Source organism: Kitasatospora sp. NPDC001683, assembly GCF_053596495.1.
In genome coordinates, this window is sequence record NZ_JBSFGK010000043.1 from 54,305 (window position 1) to 69,264 (window position 14,960).

The following is a 14,960-nucleotide window of genomic DNA, read 5'->3' on the forward strand; positions in this document are numbered from 1 at the left end:
CAGGCCTGCCGCCAAGACCCGCTGCTGATCCGAACAGGTGAGCGCACATCCGCTAGGCCGGTCGCTGCAGCACCATCAGCGAGCGGTCGGTGAGCCACAGCACGTCCCCCGCCTTGACCCGCGCGCCGGAGCCGGGGGCGGGCAGCCGGGGCTGCGCGGTGTCGACCACGACCTGCCACTCCTGCCCGTGGTCGGCCGGCACGGTGAACTCCAGCGGCTCGAAGTGGGCGTTGAACATCAGCAGGAAGGAGTCGTCGACGATCCGCCCGCCGCGCCGGTCCGGCTCGGAGATGGCGTAGCCGTTCAGGAAGACGGTCAGCGACTTGGCGTAGCTGGCGCCCCAGTTGCGCTTGGTCATCTCCTCCCCGCCGGGGGTGAACCAGGCGATGTCGGTGAGGTCGTCGTAGCCGTTCGGGGGGAGGGCCCCCGAGCCGTGCCGCCCGGACACCGGCCGTCCGTGGAAGAACCGCCGCCGCCGGAACACCGGGTGGTCGCGGCGCAGCCAGATCATCCCCTGGGTGAACTCCAGCAGCCGCGCCTCCGGCCCCTCGCCCTCGGGCCAGTGCACCCAGGTGAGCTCGTTGTCCTGGCAGTACGCGTTGTTGTTGCCCAGCTGGGTGCGGCCGAGCTCGTCGCCGTGGGAGAGCATCGGCACGCCCTGGGAGAGCATCAGGGTGGCGATGAAGTTGCGCTGCTGGCGCGCTCGCAGCTCCTCGACGGCCGGGTCGGTGCTCGGGCCCTCGACGCCGCAGTTCCAGGAGCGGTTGAAGGACTCGCCGTCCCGGTTGTCCTCGCCGTTGGCCTGGTTGTGCTTGTCGTTGTAGGAGACCAGGTCGCGCAGGGTGAAGCCGTCGTGGCAGGTGACGAAGTTGATGGAGGCGATCGGGCGGCGGCCGTCGTCCTGGTAGAGGTCGGAGGAGCCGGTGAGCCGGGAGCCGAACTCGGCCAGGGTGGCGTTCTCGCCGCGCCACAGGTCGCGCACGGTGTCCCGGTACATGCCGTTCCACTCCGTCCACAGCGGTGGGAAGTTGCCGACCTGGTAGCCGCCCTCGCCGAGGTCCCAGGGTTCGGCGATCAGCTTGGCCTGGGAGACCACCGGGTCCTGCTGGACCAGGTCGAAGAACGAGGACAGCCGGTCCACCTCGTGGAACTGCCGGGCCAGGGTGGCGGCGAGGTCGAAGCGGAAGCCGTCCACGTGCATCTCGGTGACCCAGTAGCGCAGCGAGTCCATGATCAGCTGGAGCACGTGCGGGCTGCGCATCAGCAGGCTGTTGCCGGTGCCGGTGGTGTCCTCGTAGAAGCGCTGGTCCTGGGCGAGGCGGTAGTAGGAGACGTTGTCCAGGCCGCGCAGCGACAGCGTCGGCCCGAGGTGGTTGCCCTCGGCGGTGTGGTTGTAGACGACGTCCAGGATCACCTCGATGCCGGCCGCGTGCAGCGCCTTGACCATCGACTTGAACTCCTGCACCTGCTGGCCGCGGTCGCCGCCGGAGGAGTAGGAGGAGTGCGGGGCGAAGAAGCCGATGGTGTTGTAGCCCCAGTAGTTGGCCAGGCCAAGGTCGCGCAGCCGGTGGTCGCGGACGAACTGGTGGACCGGCATCAGCTCGATCGCGGTGACGCCGAGCTTGGCCAGGTGCTCGATCACCGCCGGGTGGGCCAGGCCCGCGTAGGTGCCGCGGATCTCCTCGGGGATGCCGGGGTGCAGCTGGGTGAGGCCCTTGACGTGGGCCTCGTAGATGACGGTGCGGTGGTAGTCGGTGCGCGGCGGGTGGTCGGTGCCCCAGTCGAAGTAGGGGTTGATCACCACCGAGTGCATGGTGTGCGGGGCGGAGTCGAGGTCGTTGCGGCGCTCGGGCGCGCCGAAGTGGTAGCCGTAGACGGACTCGTCCCAGTCGATGTGGCCGCTCATCGCCTTGGCGTACGGGTCCAGCAGCAGTTTGGCGCTGTTGTGCCGCTGGCCCAGGCCCGGGTTGTACGGGCCGTGCACGCGGAAGCCGTAGCGCTGGCCGGGCTGGACGCCCGGGAGGTAGGCGTGCCGGACGAAGGCGTCCGTCTCGCGCAGTTCGACGGCGGTCTCCGAGCCGTCCTCGCCGATCAGGCACAGTTCGATCCGGTCGGCACTCTCCGAGAACACCGCGAAGTTGGTGCCGGCCCCGTCGTAGGTGGCGCCGAGGGGGTAGGGCTTACCGGGCCAGACCTGCATGACGTCCTCAACTTCCTCATGGCGTACGGAAACTGACATGTAGTCCGACTATCTGCCCGGACCCGTGCGCTCTCTTCCCGGCCGGGCGGCCGCGCATGTGCGACGCTCGCGCGCCGTGACGCACGGCACAGCCCGCAATACTTCCCGAGCCCTTCCCCGACGGCCGGGAGATAGCGCCGGGGTTACCCCGAACGGGTGTCCAGTGGCGAATCCTGTGAAGAGTGGGGCGGGTGGTGCGCGCGAGCCCCCTCGTCCATCCGGCTGCGGGCGGCTCGCGACGGGCAGTACCCTTGATCGTCCGGCCGCCCCGGCCGACCCGATGCTTGTCAACGGCCCGTCAACGGTCCCCGCGCCCGCGGGGGTCAGCCGCAGATGAGGTGGTGCATGGTGTTCCCCGCTGGCGGCCGTGGCTCCGGGCCCGACGGCCCCGACCGGGGCGGTGCCCGCAGCGAGGCGCCCACGGTCGTCATGCGCCCCACCATGACCGGCCGCGCCCTGGTGCCGGCCCAGAGCGGCCCCGTCGAGGTCCCCGCGCTCGCCTGGTCGGCCGGCGAATGGGAGGACGCCTACCAGCGGGTCCGGCTGTCCGGCCGTGCCTACGTCTGGCTCAACCTGGTCGAACAGCGGCTGCGCTCCCTCGTCGACGAGGTGCTCCACCCCATCTACGCCCCCGCCCACGGCGAGGACTGGGTCACCGCCGCCGCCGGACCGGCCGGCGAGGAATGGGCCCACCGGGCGGGCGCGGTGCGCGAGGTCAGCCGCCGCAAGGGCTACCTGCTCGACCCGGCCGACGACGACCCGCTGGTCTTCCTCACCCTGCCCCAGCTGCGCGAACTGATGGTCCAGCACTGGCCCTGCTTCGAGCCCTACCTCGCCGACCGGCGCGAGATCGAACTCGCCCTGGACGAACTCGAGGTGGCCCGGCACGTGGTCTCCCGCAACCGGGTGCTCACCCAGACCGTGCTCGCCCAGACCGAACGCGCCGCCGCCCGGCTGCTCGCCGTCCTCGACGGCGGCGCCGGAGGGGTGCCCGCCGACGTGGTGGAGTCCCTGGTCGCCGGGCGCTACGCGGACGTGGTCGCGGTGCACGCCGACCGGGTCCGGCTGCAGCGCGACCTGCCCGTCGAGGACCTGCTCGACGGCGCCCGGCGCCTGGACGCCCTCGGCATCGGCCTCGGCATGCTCTGCCAGAACTACACCGGCAAGCGCCTGGTCCGCCTCGCCGGCGAGGGCTGCCGGGTGCGGCTGCTGTTCCTCAACCCGGCGAGCAGCGCCGTACGCCGCCGCGAGCGTGAACTCGGGCTCTCCCGCAGCGAGTTGTCCCGCTCCATCGAGATGAACATCATGCACGTGCGCCGGGTCCGGGCCCGGCTGCGGGACCAGGGCGGCTTCGAGATCCGGGTCTTCGACGAGACCCCGCGCTTCACCGCCTACCTGGTCGAGGGCCCCCGCCCCACCGGCCCGGTCGCCGGCCGCCGACAGAGCCGCGACCTCGGCGTCATCCAGCCCTACCTGCGCCGCTCCCGGGGCATGGAGTCCCCGGCGCTCGTCCTGCGCGGCGGAGCCGGCCAGCAGCCCGGCGGCACCGAGCCGGGGCTGCTGGAGGTCTACCGCGAGGAGTTCGAGGGGGTCTGGGCCGATTCCCGGAACGTGTCGTGAGGCTCGCATCGTGAGATGACCGCTGGTCAGGGTCCTGTCGGCGATGGAACACTGCGGGCCGTGAACAGCCTCCCCACCTGGACCCTGGAACCCGCCGGCCCCGAGGACCTCGAACCCATCGTCGAGCTCAAGGCCCAGGTCATGCGCGCCGACCTGGAACGCCTCGGCCGCTGGGACCGGGAGCGCTCCCGGGAACGCGTCCGGAAGTCCTTCTCCACCCGCCACACCTCCGTGCTGCTGGTCGAGGGGGCCCTCGCGGGCTGCGTCACGATCCGCCCCGACGAGCGGGGCGGGCGCCACCTGGAGCTGTTCTACCTGGCCCCGCACCTCCAGGGCCGCGGCCTCGGCACCGCCGTCCTGCGCCACCTCCTCGCCGACGCCGACGCCGCCGGCGAACCGATGCGCCTCGTCGTCCTCCAGGGCAGCGCCGCCCAGCGGCTGTACGAACGGCACGGCTTCGCGGTCGTCCACGAGGACCCGATCGACGTCACCATGCACCGCCCCGCCCGCGAGCCCGCCGCCTGACGCACGGTCATCAAGCGCAGTAACGATTCGCCCAAGTCGGCTGGTCACGGTGATCGCACCCGTGGTAGGTGTAGCTCCCGTGAAGATCACGGGGGATGACGGGGCCGTGCTGCGCCTCGAAGACGTACACCGCACCTACGGCACCGGCCCGGAGGCCGTGCGGGCGCTCAGGGGGGTGGACGTCACCTTCGACCGCGGCAGCTTCACCGCCGTGATGGGCCCCTCCGGCTCCGGCAAGAGCACCCTGCTGCAGTGCGGCGCCGGCCTCGACCGCCCCGACAGCGGCCGGGTCGTCCTGGACGGCACCGACCTCGCCGGGCTGACCGAGACCGAGCTGACCGTCCTGCGCCGGCAGCGACTCGGCTTCGTCTTCCAGGCGTTCAACCTGGTCGGCGCGCTCACCGCCGAACAGAACGTCGGCCTGCCGCTGCGCCTGGCCGGGCGCCGCCCCGACCGCGCCGAGGTCCGGCGCGCCCTCACCCAGGTCGGCCTCGGCGAACGCACCGGCCACCTGCCCTCCCAGCTCTCCGGCGGCCAGCAGCAGCGCGTCGCCATCGCCCGCGCCCTCATCACCAAGCCCCGGATGCTGTTCGCCGACGAGCCCACCGGCGCCCTCGACAGCTCCAGCAGCCGCGACGTGCTCGCCCTGCTGCGCGACCTGGTCGACCGCGACGGCCAGAGCACCGTCATGGTCACCCACGATCCGGTCGCCGCCTCCTACGCCGACCGCGTCCTCTTCCTCGCCGACGGCCGGATCGTCGACGACCTGCCCCACCCCACCGCCCAGCAGGTCGCCGAGCGGATGACCGCCCTGGAGACCGTCGCATGACGTCCCTCGGCACCCTGCTGCCCGTCGCCGCCGCGAGCCTGCGCCGCCGCCAGGCCGCCTTCGCCGGCTCCTACGTCGCCCTCACCCTCGGCGTCACCCTGGTCGCCACCACCGGCAGCCTGCTCGACGACACCGCCGGGGACGACTCCCCGCTCGGCGCGCCCTCCCTGCACAAGGTGCTCCAGTTCACCTCCGCGATGGCCGCCTTCGTCGCCGTCTTCGTCGTCGCCGGCACCTTCGCCTTCGCCGTCGCCCAGCGCCGCCAGGAGATCGCGATGCTGCGCGCCGTCGGCGCCACGCCCCGCCAGATCGTCTGGCTGATCACCGGCGAGGCCGCCTTCGTCGCCCTCGCCTCCGCCGTCAGCGGCTGCCTGCTCTCCCTGCCCGGCGCCCCCGCCCTCGCCGCCTGGCTGGTCGCCCGAGGCGCCGCCCCCGACGGCTTCACCGCCCGGCCCGCCGCCGGACCGATGCTGCTCGCCGCCGCCGTCGGCCTGCTGGTCGCCCTGCTCGGCGCCGTCACCGCCGCCGTCCGAGCGGGGCGGGTGCGCGCCGTCGAGGCACTCGGCGACGCCGCCGTCGACCGCAAGGTGATGACCCGACCGCGCTGGGCCTTCGCCCTGCTCGGGCTGCTCGCCCTCGGCGGCACCGTCTCCTACTACCTCTCCGCGGCCACCATGCCACCCGCCCCCGGCGACCAGCCGGACGACCCCCAGCTCGCCTCCCAGTGGGTGCTCGGCGCCGACCTGCTCACCATCACCGCGATCGCCCTGTTCGCGCCCGTCGTCGTCCCGCCGCTGGTCCGACTGCTCAGCGCCCCGCTCGCCCGCGCCACCGCCGCCGCCCCGCTGCTCGCCCGGCAGAACGCGCTCACCGCCGTGCGCCGCACCGTCTCGACCGCCACCCCGGCCTTCCTCACCATCGCGCTCACCGGCACCGTCATCGGCTCCACCGCCGCCTTCGCCGACGCCATGACCGCCCAGAACAAGGCCACCGCCGCCGCCCGCTACCTGCTGCGCCCCGGCGACGCCCCGCTGCCCGCCGACGCCGCCCGCCGGCTCACCGCAGCTCAGCCCGGGCTGCACGCCACCGCCACCACCTCCACCGTGGTCACCGGCCTCGGCGCCGACCGGACCGCCTTCGACGACCACGGCGAGGACTCACCCGCCACCGTCCCGTCCGCCGCCACCGTCGTCGACGGCGACCTCGCCACCGCCTGGACCCTGCCCGCCGTCGACGGCACCGCCGCCGACCTGCGCGGCGCCACCCTCGCCGCCTCCACCGACCAGGCCCGCGGCCACGGCTGGAAGCTCGGCGACCAGGTCAACCTGCGCCTGCCCGACGGCACCCTCGCCAGCCTCCGGCTCGTCCTGCTCTACCGCACCCAGCTCGGCCTCGACGAGATCCTGCTCAGCGGCGACGCCGCCGCCGGCCACCTCGACGGCGCCCGCCCCGGCGCCGTCCACCTCAGCGCCGAACCCGCCGACCGGCTCGGCGGCACGCTCACCGACGCCCACCACCCCGGACCCGACCCGGGCGCCCACTACGCCTGGATCGCCACCACCACCATCCTCGGCCCCGCACTGCTCTACGCCCTGATCGCCATCGTCAACACCATGGTGATGAGCGCCGCCGACCGCCGCCGCGACTTCACCGTGCTGCGCCTGGCCGGAACGGTGCGCCGCCAGGTCCTGCAGATGGTCGCCCTGGAAGCCGCCCTGGTCGTGGCCACCGCCGCCGTCCTGGCCCTCGCCGTCACCGCACTCACCCAGTACGGCACCACCGCCCTGCTCAACCACCGCGTCCTGGCCGGGCAGACCAGCGTCGGACTCCACCTGCCCTGGCTCCCCCTCGGCGCGGGCGCGGCCCTCTGCCTGGCCCTCGCGGTGACGGCCAGCGTCCTGCCCAGCCGCCTCGCCCTGACCGGCCCGGCGGCGGCGCGGTAGGACGCGTGGTGGACAAGCCGGCCCCGGTCGCATTCAGCGGCCGGGGCAGGCTGCATGACGAACCATCAGTACTCCCACGGATTCAGCACAGCCGCACCGGTCCGGGACAGGTGCCTGACGTTGCGGCTGACGAGCGTCCAACCGTTCGCGATGGCCGTGGCCGCGATCAACGCATCGGGCGGGTCGATGGATGTCCCAGCGCTCTTGAGTCGACGGTGAACGGCCAGGTAGGCGGCGGCTTCCCGTTCGCCGATCACCGCGATCCCTCCCTGGTACTCAGCCCGAAATGCCGTTGAGGACCCGATCGAGCGCGGCTCGGCGAACCGGATCCGGGGCGGCTGCCACGCCCGCTTCGATCTCCGCGACGGTGATGACGCTGAGGTAGTACTCCGTGGCGGGGATGGAGTCAGCCCATTCGACGACAGCGGGAGCGGGTTTCGGCCGAGTCGTGAGTTCGGCGACCACATTGGTGTCCAGCAGGTAGGTCATTCGGGGTCTTCCTCGTCGTCGTAGGAGCGCGCCCCGAACTCCAGACCCTCGAAGGGCGTCGACAGGAGGAAGTCCAGGAATCCGTCGGTCCCCAGGGTCGCCCAGCGATGCAGCATTGCGGGCAGTGCGTCGAGGTCGGTGTCGGCGAGTTCAGCGTCGAAGTGCTTGACCTGGTTCTCGGGCAGTGATCCGCGAATCTCTCTGATCGTTCGCAGCGGATGCGGCTCGTCGGGCCGACGAGGGGGCACGGGCGGATTCGGGGCAGTGCTCATGGCCGACTCCTTCGCGTGGGTCCGAGGAACAGCCTAGGCCCGCCGGACCCGTGATCGGCTCCCCCAGCGGCCCCGTTGTCGGTGGGGCGGGTGATGATAGGGGCTGTTTCGCTGGAGGACGGAAGGACACACCTGATGAGCTGGTGGCAGCAGCCACTGGTCGGCTTCGACCTGGAGACCACGGGCACCGACCCGGCCGTGGACCGCATCGTCACGGCCGCGCTCGTGGACACGGTCGGCGCCGTCCGGGTGGAGGCCGCCAACTGGCTGCTCGATCCCGGGGTGCCGATCCCCGCCGAGGCGGAGGCGATCCACGGGATCGGGGACGCAGTGGCGCGCAGCAGGGGGCGGCAGGCCAAGGAGGCGGTGGAGGAGATAGCCGCGGCGCTGTGCGCGCGGATCGCGGACGGGCGGCCGGTGGTGGCGTTCAACGCGCCGTTCGACCTGTCGCTGCTCGACGCCGAGTTGCGGCGGTACGGGCTGCCCACGCTCGCCGAGCGGCTCGGCGGGCCGGTCGGGCCGGTGCTGGACGCGCTGGTGATCGACCGGGCCGTGGACAAGTACCGCAAGGGCTCGCGCACCCTGCAGCGGGTGTGCGAGGTGTACGGCGTGGAGCTGACGGACGCCCACGAGGCGGGCAGCGACGCGCTGGCCGCCGTACGGGTCGCCGTCGCGCTGGCCGGGCGCTACCCGGACGAGGTGGGGGCGGTGGCGCCGGCCGAACTGCACGGGCGGCAGATCGGCTGGTACCGGGAGTGGGCCGAGGGCCTGCAGGCCTGGCTGCGCCGCGGCAAGGACCCGCTGGCGGTGGTGGATCCGCGCTGGCCGTCCCGGCCGACGGACCAGGAGCCGCCGGGACTGACCGTATGACGGTGACCGTACGCCCGGCCCGCCCCGGGGACCTGCCCGGCTTCCTCGCCCTGGCCGCCGAGGTCGAGCACTGGTTCGGCCCGATGGTGGCCGAACCCGACTTCCACCGCGCGGTGGAGCGGTCCGTCGAACGGGGGCGCGCGAGCGTCGCGGAGGACGACCGGGGCCTGCTCGGCGGCCTGCTGTTCGGCGGCACGCCCCCGCTGCACCACCTGCACTGGCTGGTGGTGGCCGAGCGCGCCCGGGGCACCGGCGTCGGCCGGGCGCTGGTCGAGGACGCGCTGTGCCGCCACCGGGTCCGCGCCCCGGCCACCGTCGAGGTGGTGACCTTCGGCGCGGACCACCCCGGTGCGGTGTCCAGCGGTGCCCGGGTGTTCTACGAGCGGCTGGGCTTCACCCCGGCCGAGCCCGCCGAACCCGGACCGGAGGGCGGCTCCCGCCAGGTCTACCGGCTGCGCGTCACCTGACCCGCTACTGCAGGTCGAGCCCCACCGGGTGTGCCACGTCCACCGGGCAGACGAACACGTGCAGTTCGCCGTGCCGCCCGACGGACAGGTCCGGGTCGTCGCCGCTCTCCACGGTGAGCAGATGGTTCATCCGCGCGCCGCACCGCCCGCAGTCGATCGGGACGAGGTCGGTGAGGTGCCAGGACGGCCAGCCACCCAGCTTCCAGCCGTCCGCGCGGCCCCGGTCCCGCTCGTACTCGAGGCCCTGCCGTCGGGTGAACTCGGCGACGGCGCGGGCGAGTTCCTCGGGCAGTTCGTCGCGGTCGGGCAGGTCGAGGAGCTGTTCGGGGCGCAGTGCGCACGGCTGCGGCAGGTACTCCTCCTCGCTGTGCCGGGGCGGCGGGGGAGTGGCGGGGGCGAGTTCGGCGGCGCGCTGCCAGTGGAGTTCGACGGCGGGGCCGTAGTAGTAGCGCTCGCCCTGGATGTCGTCGTGGTCGTTGGGGCACCAGAGCACCTGGAGCAGGTCGGTGCCCTCCGGCCAGGGCAGGTGCGGCGCGTCCTCGGCGCGGATCCGGGCGAGCGGGACCAGGGCCGTCGGGACGGCCCGCAGTTCGGGGTCCGGGCGGGGGATCCGGTCGTCCTCCTCCGGGTGCCGGGCGGTGCAGTGCGGCCAGGGCTCGCCGCCCGGCCACCGGGCCGGGCCGCCGATGCCGCTCGCCCCCGGTGCGGGTTGCGCGGCGTACGGGTGCAGCAGGGTGGCGGGCCGGAGGTAGCGGGCGAGCCCGGGTACCGCGGCGACGAGTTCGGCGGGGCCGGGTGGAAGATCGGTCACGGTGCCCCAGCTTAGGGCCCGGTCGAACTCCCCGGTGCGGCCCGGTCGTTCGACCGGGCCCGGGCCCAACTCCGTTACGCGGCGGGGCAGTCGAAGGTGTAACCCTGGGCGATCAGCCAGGGCAGCAGCTGCTTGAGCGCGGCCACGGTCTGGCTGCGGTCGCCGCCGCCGTCGTGCATCAGGATCACCCCGCCGGGCTTGAGCTGGCTCTGCACGGTGGAGACGATCGCGGGCACGCCCGGACGGGCCCAGTCGCGCGGGTCGACGGACCAGCCGAGCGAGGACATCCCGAGACCGGCCGCGATGTGCTCGTTGTCCGCCGTGAAGCCGCCGCCCGGTGCGCGGAACCAGCTGACCTGGGTGCCCGGCCCGCCGGCCTTGACGATCATGTCGTGGGCGGCGCCGATCTCGTACACCGCCTTGTCGTGGGGGAGCTTCTCGAACGGCTGCGGGTGGTGGACGCTGTGGTCGCAGAGCCGGTGACCCTCGGCCAGCACCCGCTTCACCAGGGCCGGGTTGGCGGCGGCGTTCTGGCCGATCTCGCAGAAGGTGGCCTTGACGTGGTACTGGGCGAGCAGGTCGAGGATCTGGCCGGTGGCCGGGCCGGGGCCGTCGTCGAAGGTGAGCGCGACGGTGCGGCCGCCGGAGGCGGTGGAGCCGATCACCTTGGTCGCCGTCCCGGTGTGGGCGGGCGGTGCGGCGGGCGGCGCCGCGGGCGTGCCGGTGGGCGGGGAGCCGACCGGGGAGCCGGTCGGCGCGGTGGGCGTGCGCGGCTTCGCGGTGGCCGGCGGCGCGGTCGGGCCGGAGCCGGTGGCGGCGTCCGAGCCGGGGGCGGGCGCGCTGGTGGTGGCCCCGCTGCCGGTCGGCTGCGGCTGCTGCGTCGAGCCGGTGTCGGGGGCGGCGGCGTTGGTGCTCGGCTGCAGCGCCCCGCTGGCGGCGCCGCACGCGGACAGCCCCAGGACGGCGGCCACCGCGATGCAGCCCGCGATCAGCCGACCGCGGCCCGCGCCCGGACGGGACGGACGGATCGGGAGAGTCGGAAGCGACGGGCGGCGGCGGGTGGCGGTCCGGTGCATGACGGCGGCTCCTGAGGGGCGAGACGGGTGCCGATCCCTCGGTCAGGATGACTGTGCGATAGGACGCCGATCGTACGTGTCCCGGTTGCCGGCCGGACCGATCCGTCCTAAGAGTCTTCTCACACTCGACCGGATTGGCGTCCGCCGTTCGGAACGGGTATCCGGGCGCCGTCAGAACGGGTACCACCGCACGTCGGTGGCCCCCTCGCGGAGCGAGGCGACCCGGCGGCCGAACTCCGCGAGCGCCGCCGGGTTCCCGGCCGCCTGCTGGGCGACCCAGGAGGCGCTGGCCGTCTCCCGGGCCCCGCGCAGCACCGCGAAGCCGGGCCAGTCCCGCACGTCCCAGCCGTACGCCTCGGTGAACGCCCGGTACTCCTCGCCCGGCACGCCGTAGCGGTCGTGGCTGAGCGCGAGTACCACCAGGTCGTGCTCGCGCAGGTCGTGCGAGACGTTCTCCAGGTCGAGCAGCACCGGCCCGTCCGGGCCGACGTGGACGTTGCGCGGCAGCGCGTCCCCGTGGATCACCCCGGGGTGCAGCTGCGGCACGAGGTCGGGCAGGGCGGCCTCGAAGGCGTCCCGGCGGTGGCGCAGGAAGGCGACGTCCGCCGGGTCGACCTGCCCCTCGGCGGAGGCCAGCCAGCGCTCGACCGGCGCCAGCAGGTCGCGCCGGCCGACCGGGAAGGGCGGCAGCGGCAGTCGGTGCAGGGCCCGCAGCAGCGGGGCGAGGTCGGCCGGGCGGGCCGGGCGGACGGCGGGGGCGAGCCGGTGCCAGAAGGTGACCGGGTGCCCGTCGGCCAGCTGCGGCTCGGCCGGCACCGCCCCGTACGGGCGGACCACCGGGACGTCCTGCCCGGCCAGCCAGTGCGCGACGGTCAGCTCGCGGTGCGCCCGGTCGTACAGTTCGGGGCCGCGGCCGACCTTGGCGACCACGGCCGGGTCACCGAGGTCGAAGACGGCGTTCTCGCCGAGCGCGAGCAGCCGGGCGTCACCCGGGCCGGGCAGTCCGGCGGACTCGCAGGCGTGGGCGAGCAGCAGCCGGGCGCGGCCCTCGTCGAAGGGGATCATGGCTGGGCTCCGTTCCGCCGTCGTTCCTCCGGAGGACTCCGGACGGAGATCATCATGGCTCACCCGGCGGCGTACGGGACGGCGCACGGACGGGGGCGGGGTTTTCCCCTACCCCGGGACCCTGACGCCTCCTCCTCGGAGGTAGGGGGCGGGCTCCACCCTGAGGGGGAGGAGACTCCACCCGGAGCACGAGGTCAACGGGGTGGCGGCCGGGAGAGACTGGGTCGGGGCCGCTTCGGGGGCGGCCCGCAACGGGGGTTGGACAACGGGGGCTCCTTGCCGAGCGGCAAGCACGTACTCGTAGGATGACGCCCAGACCTACTTACCTGCCGACCGGCTAGGGGACGCCGATGCGTCCGCCGTCCGGTCCTGCCGTCGCCCAGCGTCCCGTCCCCCAAGGGCTGCGGTGAACCATGCCCAGGAGGCATCGAGCATGTTCCACCGACTAGGACACTTCGTCGTCCGCCGCGCCTGGTGGGTGATCGGCGCGTGGCTGATCGCCGCGGTCGCGATCATCGGATCCGCTCCCGCGCTGACCACCAACACCGACGAGTCGGCCTTCCTGCCCAAGCACTACGAGTCCATCCAGGCGACGGACCTCCAGCAGAAGGCCTTCCCGTCCGAGAAGTCGCCGTCCGCGCTGCTGCTCTTCGAGCGCAACGACGGCGGCCGGCTGGACGCCGGCGACCAGGCCGCCATGGACAAGATCACCCAGGGCCTGGCCGACAAGAAGATCCCGCTCGTCGAGCAGGTCCTCCCGGTCTCCGACAAGACGGGCTCGTACTCCCAGGACCACAAGTACGCGATGGCGCTGGTCTCCATCGACAAGTCCAAGATGCAGTCGGACGAGTTCACCGACGCCGCGAAGCAGCTTCGCGACGACGGCAAGGAACTCGCCGCCGGCACCAACCTGAAGTACCAGGTCGGCGGTCCGGCCGCGACCATGCTGGACCAGAAGGACTCCAGCAACACGGCGGGCATGCTGATCGGGCTCGGCACGGTCGTGATCATCCTGCTCACGCTCGGGATCATCTTCCGCAGCCCGCTCGTCGCGCTGCTGCCGGTGCTCTCGGTGATCATCTACTCGATGGTCGCCACCGGTCTGATCGGCTTCGCGACCGACTGGTTCGGCCTCAAGGCCGACAGCTCGATCTCGCAGATCCTCACCGTCGTGCTCTACGGCGTCGGCACCGACTACTTCCTGTTCCTGATGTTCCGCTACCGCGAGCGGCTGCGGGCCGGGGACAACCGCAAGGAGGCCGTGGCCAATGCGGTCGGTCGGGTCGGCGAGGCCATCACCTCCGCCGCCGGCGCCGTCGTGGTCGCCTTCTCGGTGCTCGTGCTGTCCAGCCTCGGCATGTTCAAGGCACTCGGCCCGGCGCTGGCCATCGCCGTCGGCGTCACCGCGCTCGCCTCGGTCACCCTGGTGCCCGCGATCCTCTGCCTGATCCCCCAGAAGGTCCTGTTCTGGCCCTCCAAGGCCTGGCAGCGCGAGCCCTCGAACGCCCGCTTCGCCGCCATCGGCCGCGGCGTCGGCCGCCGTCCGGTCGCCGCCGCCCTGGTCTCCGGCCTGGTGATGGTCGGCCTCGCGGTCGCCGCCCTCGGCTACAAGGGCACCTTCGACATGGCCGGCAGCTCCATGCCGAAGGACAAGGAGTCGATGGTCGTCCAGGACACCATGATCAAGGCCTACTCGGCCGGCGCCGCCGACCCCGCCCACGTCCTCGTCACCAGCGAGAACGGCAGCAAGATCGACCTCAACGCGCTCCAGGGCTACGTGGCCGACCTGGGCAAGGTCGACGGCGTGGCCACCTCCGCCATGCCGAACGCGGAGCGCGGCATCAGCAAGGACGGGCTCACCGTCGACGTCACCGTCGTGCTGAAGGACGAGTCGTCCAGCAACAAGGCCATCGACACCATCGACCGGGTCCGCAAGGTCGCCCACGACCAGGCGCCCGCCGGTACCAAGGCCTACGTCTCCGGCACCAGCTCCGTGTACAAGGACATCAACACGGCGATGGCCCACGACTACAGGCTGGTCTTCCCGATCGCCGCGGTGCTGATCATGGTCATCCTCGGCCTGCTGCTGCGCAGCGTGGTCGCCCCGTGGTACCTGATGGCCTCGGTCGGCCTCGGCTTCGGCGCCACCCTCGGTGCCACCACCCTGGTGTTCCAGAACATCAAGGGCGAGACCGGTCTGATGTTCATGCTGCCGATCCTGATCTACCTGTTCGTGGTCGCGATCGGCACCGACTACAACATCCTGATGATCGCCCGACTGCGCGAGGAGGCCCGCGAGGGCCGCGACCCCCGCGAGGCGGCGAGCCAGGCCATCCGCCACGGCGGCCCGACGGTGGCCGCGGCGGGCTTCATCCTGGCCGCGACCTTCGGCACCATGCTGCTGGCCGGCAACACGATGATGAGCGAGATGGGCTTCTCGATCGCGATCGGCATCATCATCGCGGCCTTCGTGATGGCGATGTTCTTCACCCCGGCGCTCACCGCCATGCTCGGCCGCCGCGCCTGGTGGCCCGGCCACGGCGACGCCAAGGGCCACGGCGAGGGCCCGGCCGCGCGGGTCGGCGCCACCCTGCCGCCGGAGCCGGTCGGCCGGCGTTGATCAAGGTCTGAACACCGGCTGAACGACAGGCGGCGCCCCGCTCCGGCGGGGCTCGGCCTCCGCCGTCGGCGCCACCCCGGTCGCCGCGTCCGCCCCGGCCGTCGTCCGAGCGCGGCGGGCCACCGCCACGTGAC

The 14,960-nt window shown here is 73.2% G+C and carries 14 protein-coding genes; 7 read left to right on the forward strand and 7 right to left on the reverse strand.

Annotated features, from left to right (window positions below; translation table 11 throughout):
- Positions 1 to 52: 52 nt before the first annotated feature.
- On the reverse strand, positions 53 to 2,200 hold the full coding sequence (glgX, locus tag ACWCYO_RS23015; protein ID WP_270147725.1) for a glycogen debranching protein GlgX: 2,148 nt from the start codon (positions 2,198 to 2,200) through the stop codon (positions 53 to 55).
- A gap of 384 nt (positions 2,201 to 2,584) precedes the next feature.
- Here glgX and ACWCYO_RS23020 point away from each other — a divergent pair, with 384 nt between their 5' ends.
- The 4 genes from ACWCYO_RS23020 (at position 2,585) to ACWCYO_RS23035 (ending at position 7,156) form a co-directional block, all read left to right on the forward strand.
- Complete coding sequence (locus tag ACWCYO_RS23020) at positions 2,585 to 3,859, forward strand: SAV2148 family HEPN domain-containing protein (RefSeq protein ID WP_405000729.1); 1,275 nt, start codon at positions 2,585 to 2,587, stop codon at positions 3,857 to 3,859.
- A gap of 60 nt (positions 3,860 to 3,919) precedes the next feature.
- Positions 3,920 to 4,384, forward strand: coding sequence for a GNAT family N-acetyltransferase (locus tag ACWCYO_RS23025; protein ID WP_270147726.1), 465 nt, complete (start codon positions 3,920 to 3,922; stop codon positions 4,382 to 4,384).
- Between the two features lie 79 nt (positions 4,385 to 4,463).
- Positions 4,464 to 5,213 carry an ABC transporter ATP-binding protein gene (locus ACWCYO_RS23030; RefSeq protein ID WP_449785247.1) on the forward strand — a complete coding sequence of 250 codons (750 nt, stop codon included), beginning with the start codon at positions 4,464 to 4,466 and terminating at the stop codon, positions 5,211 to 5,213.
- Positions 5,210 to 7,156 carry an FtsX-like permease family protein gene (locus ACWCYO_RS23035; protein WP_449785248.1) on the forward strand — a complete coding sequence of 649 codons (1,947 nt, stop codon included), beginning with the start codon at positions 5,210 to 5,212 and terminating at the stop codon, positions 7,154 to 7,156. The genes ACWCYO_RS23030 and ACWCYO_RS23035 overlap by 4 nt, the downstream gene beginning before the upstream one ends.
- 65 nt (positions 7,157 to 7,221) lie before the next feature.
- On the opposite strand, the gene ACWCYO_RS23040 is transcribed toward ACWCYO_RS23035, so the two are convergent.
- The 3 genes from ACWCYO_RS23040 to ACWCYO_RS23050 are packed head-to-tail and all read right to left on the reverse strand — an operon-like array spanning position 7,222 to position 7,917.
- Positions 7,222 to 7,413 (reverse strand): type II toxin-antitoxin system VapC family toxin, encoded by a 192-nt coding sequence (locus ACWCYO_RS23040; RefSeq protein ID WP_270147730.1) that lies wholly within the window; start codon positions 7,411 to 7,413, stop codon positions 7,222 to 7,224.
- Positions 7,414 to 7,432: 19 nt separating this feature from the next.
- The gene (locus tag ACWCYO_RS23045; RefSeq protein WP_270147732.1) at positions 7,433 to 7,645 is read right to left on the reverse strand and encodes a PIN domain-containing protein; all 213 of its coding nucleotides are present in this window, start codon (positions 7,643 to 7,645) and stop codon (positions 7,433 to 7,435) included.
- A complete protein-coding gene (locus ACWCYO_RS23050) occupies positions 7,642 to 7,917 on the reverse strand; it encodes a hypothetical protein (RefSeq protein ID WP_449785249.1) in 276 nt (91 codons plus the stop codon). The genes ACWCYO_RS23045 and ACWCYO_RS23050 overlap by 4 nt, the downstream gene beginning before the upstream one ends.
- 135 nt (positions 7,918 to 8,052) lie before the next feature.
- On the opposite strand from ACWCYO_RS23050, the gene ACWCYO_RS23055 reads away from it, so the two are divergent.
- A complete protein-coding gene (locus tag ACWCYO_RS23055; RefSeq protein ID WP_449785250.1) occupies positions 8,053 to 8,787 on the forward strand; it encodes an exonuclease domain-containing protein in 735 nt (244 codons plus the stop codon).
- A gap of 2 nt (positions 8,788 to 8,789) precedes the next feature.
- Complete coding sequence (locus tag ACWCYO_RS23060) at positions 8,790 to 9,254, forward strand: GNAT family N-acetyltransferase (RefSeq protein WP_449785251.1); 465 nt, start codon at positions 8,790 to 8,792, stop codon at positions 9,252 to 9,254.
- A 4-nt stretch (positions 9,255 to 9,258) separates the two neighbouring features.
- Here ACWCYO_RS23060 and ACWCYO_RS23065 read toward each other — a convergent pair whose 3' ends face one another.
- The 3 genes from ACWCYO_RS23065 to ACWCYO_RS23075 all read right to left on the reverse strand — a co-directional run bounded on the left by ACWCYO_RS23065 (position 9,259) and on the right by ACWCYO_RS23075 (position 12,206).
- The gene (locus ACWCYO_RS23065; RefSeq protein WP_449785252.1) at positions 9,259 to 10,065 is read right to left on the reverse strand and encodes a DUF1963 domain-containing protein; all 807 of its coding nucleotides are present in this window, start codon (positions 10,063 to 10,065) and stop codon (positions 9,259 to 9,261) included.
- A gap of 74 nt (positions 10,066 to 10,139) precedes the next feature.
- Positions 10,140 to 11,141, reverse strand: a complete 1,002-nt coding sequence (locus ACWCYO_RS23070) for a polysaccharide deacetylase family protein (RefSeq protein WP_449785253.1) — start codon at positions 11,139 to 11,141, stop codon at positions 10,140 to 10,142.
- Positions 11,142 to 11,312: 171 nt separating this feature from the next.
- The gene (locus tag ACWCYO_RS23075; RefSeq protein WP_270147740.1) at positions 11,313 to 12,206 is read right to left on the reverse strand and encodes a phosphotransferase enzyme family protein; all 894 of its coding nucleotides are present in this window, start codon (positions 12,204 to 12,206) and stop codon (positions 11,313 to 11,315) included.
- 433 nt (positions 12,207 to 12,639) lie between these two features.
- Between ACWCYO_RS23075 and ACWCYO_RS23080 the strand changes: the two genes are divergently transcribed.
- The gene (locus ACWCYO_RS23080) at positions 12,640 to 14,826 is read left to right on the forward strand and encodes an MMPL family transporter (RefSeq protein WP_270147741.1); all 2,187 of its coding nucleotides are present in this window, start codon (positions 12,640 to 12,642) and stop codon (positions 14,824 to 14,826) included.
- The last annotated feature ends 134 nt before the right edge of the window (positions 14,827 to 14,960 follow it).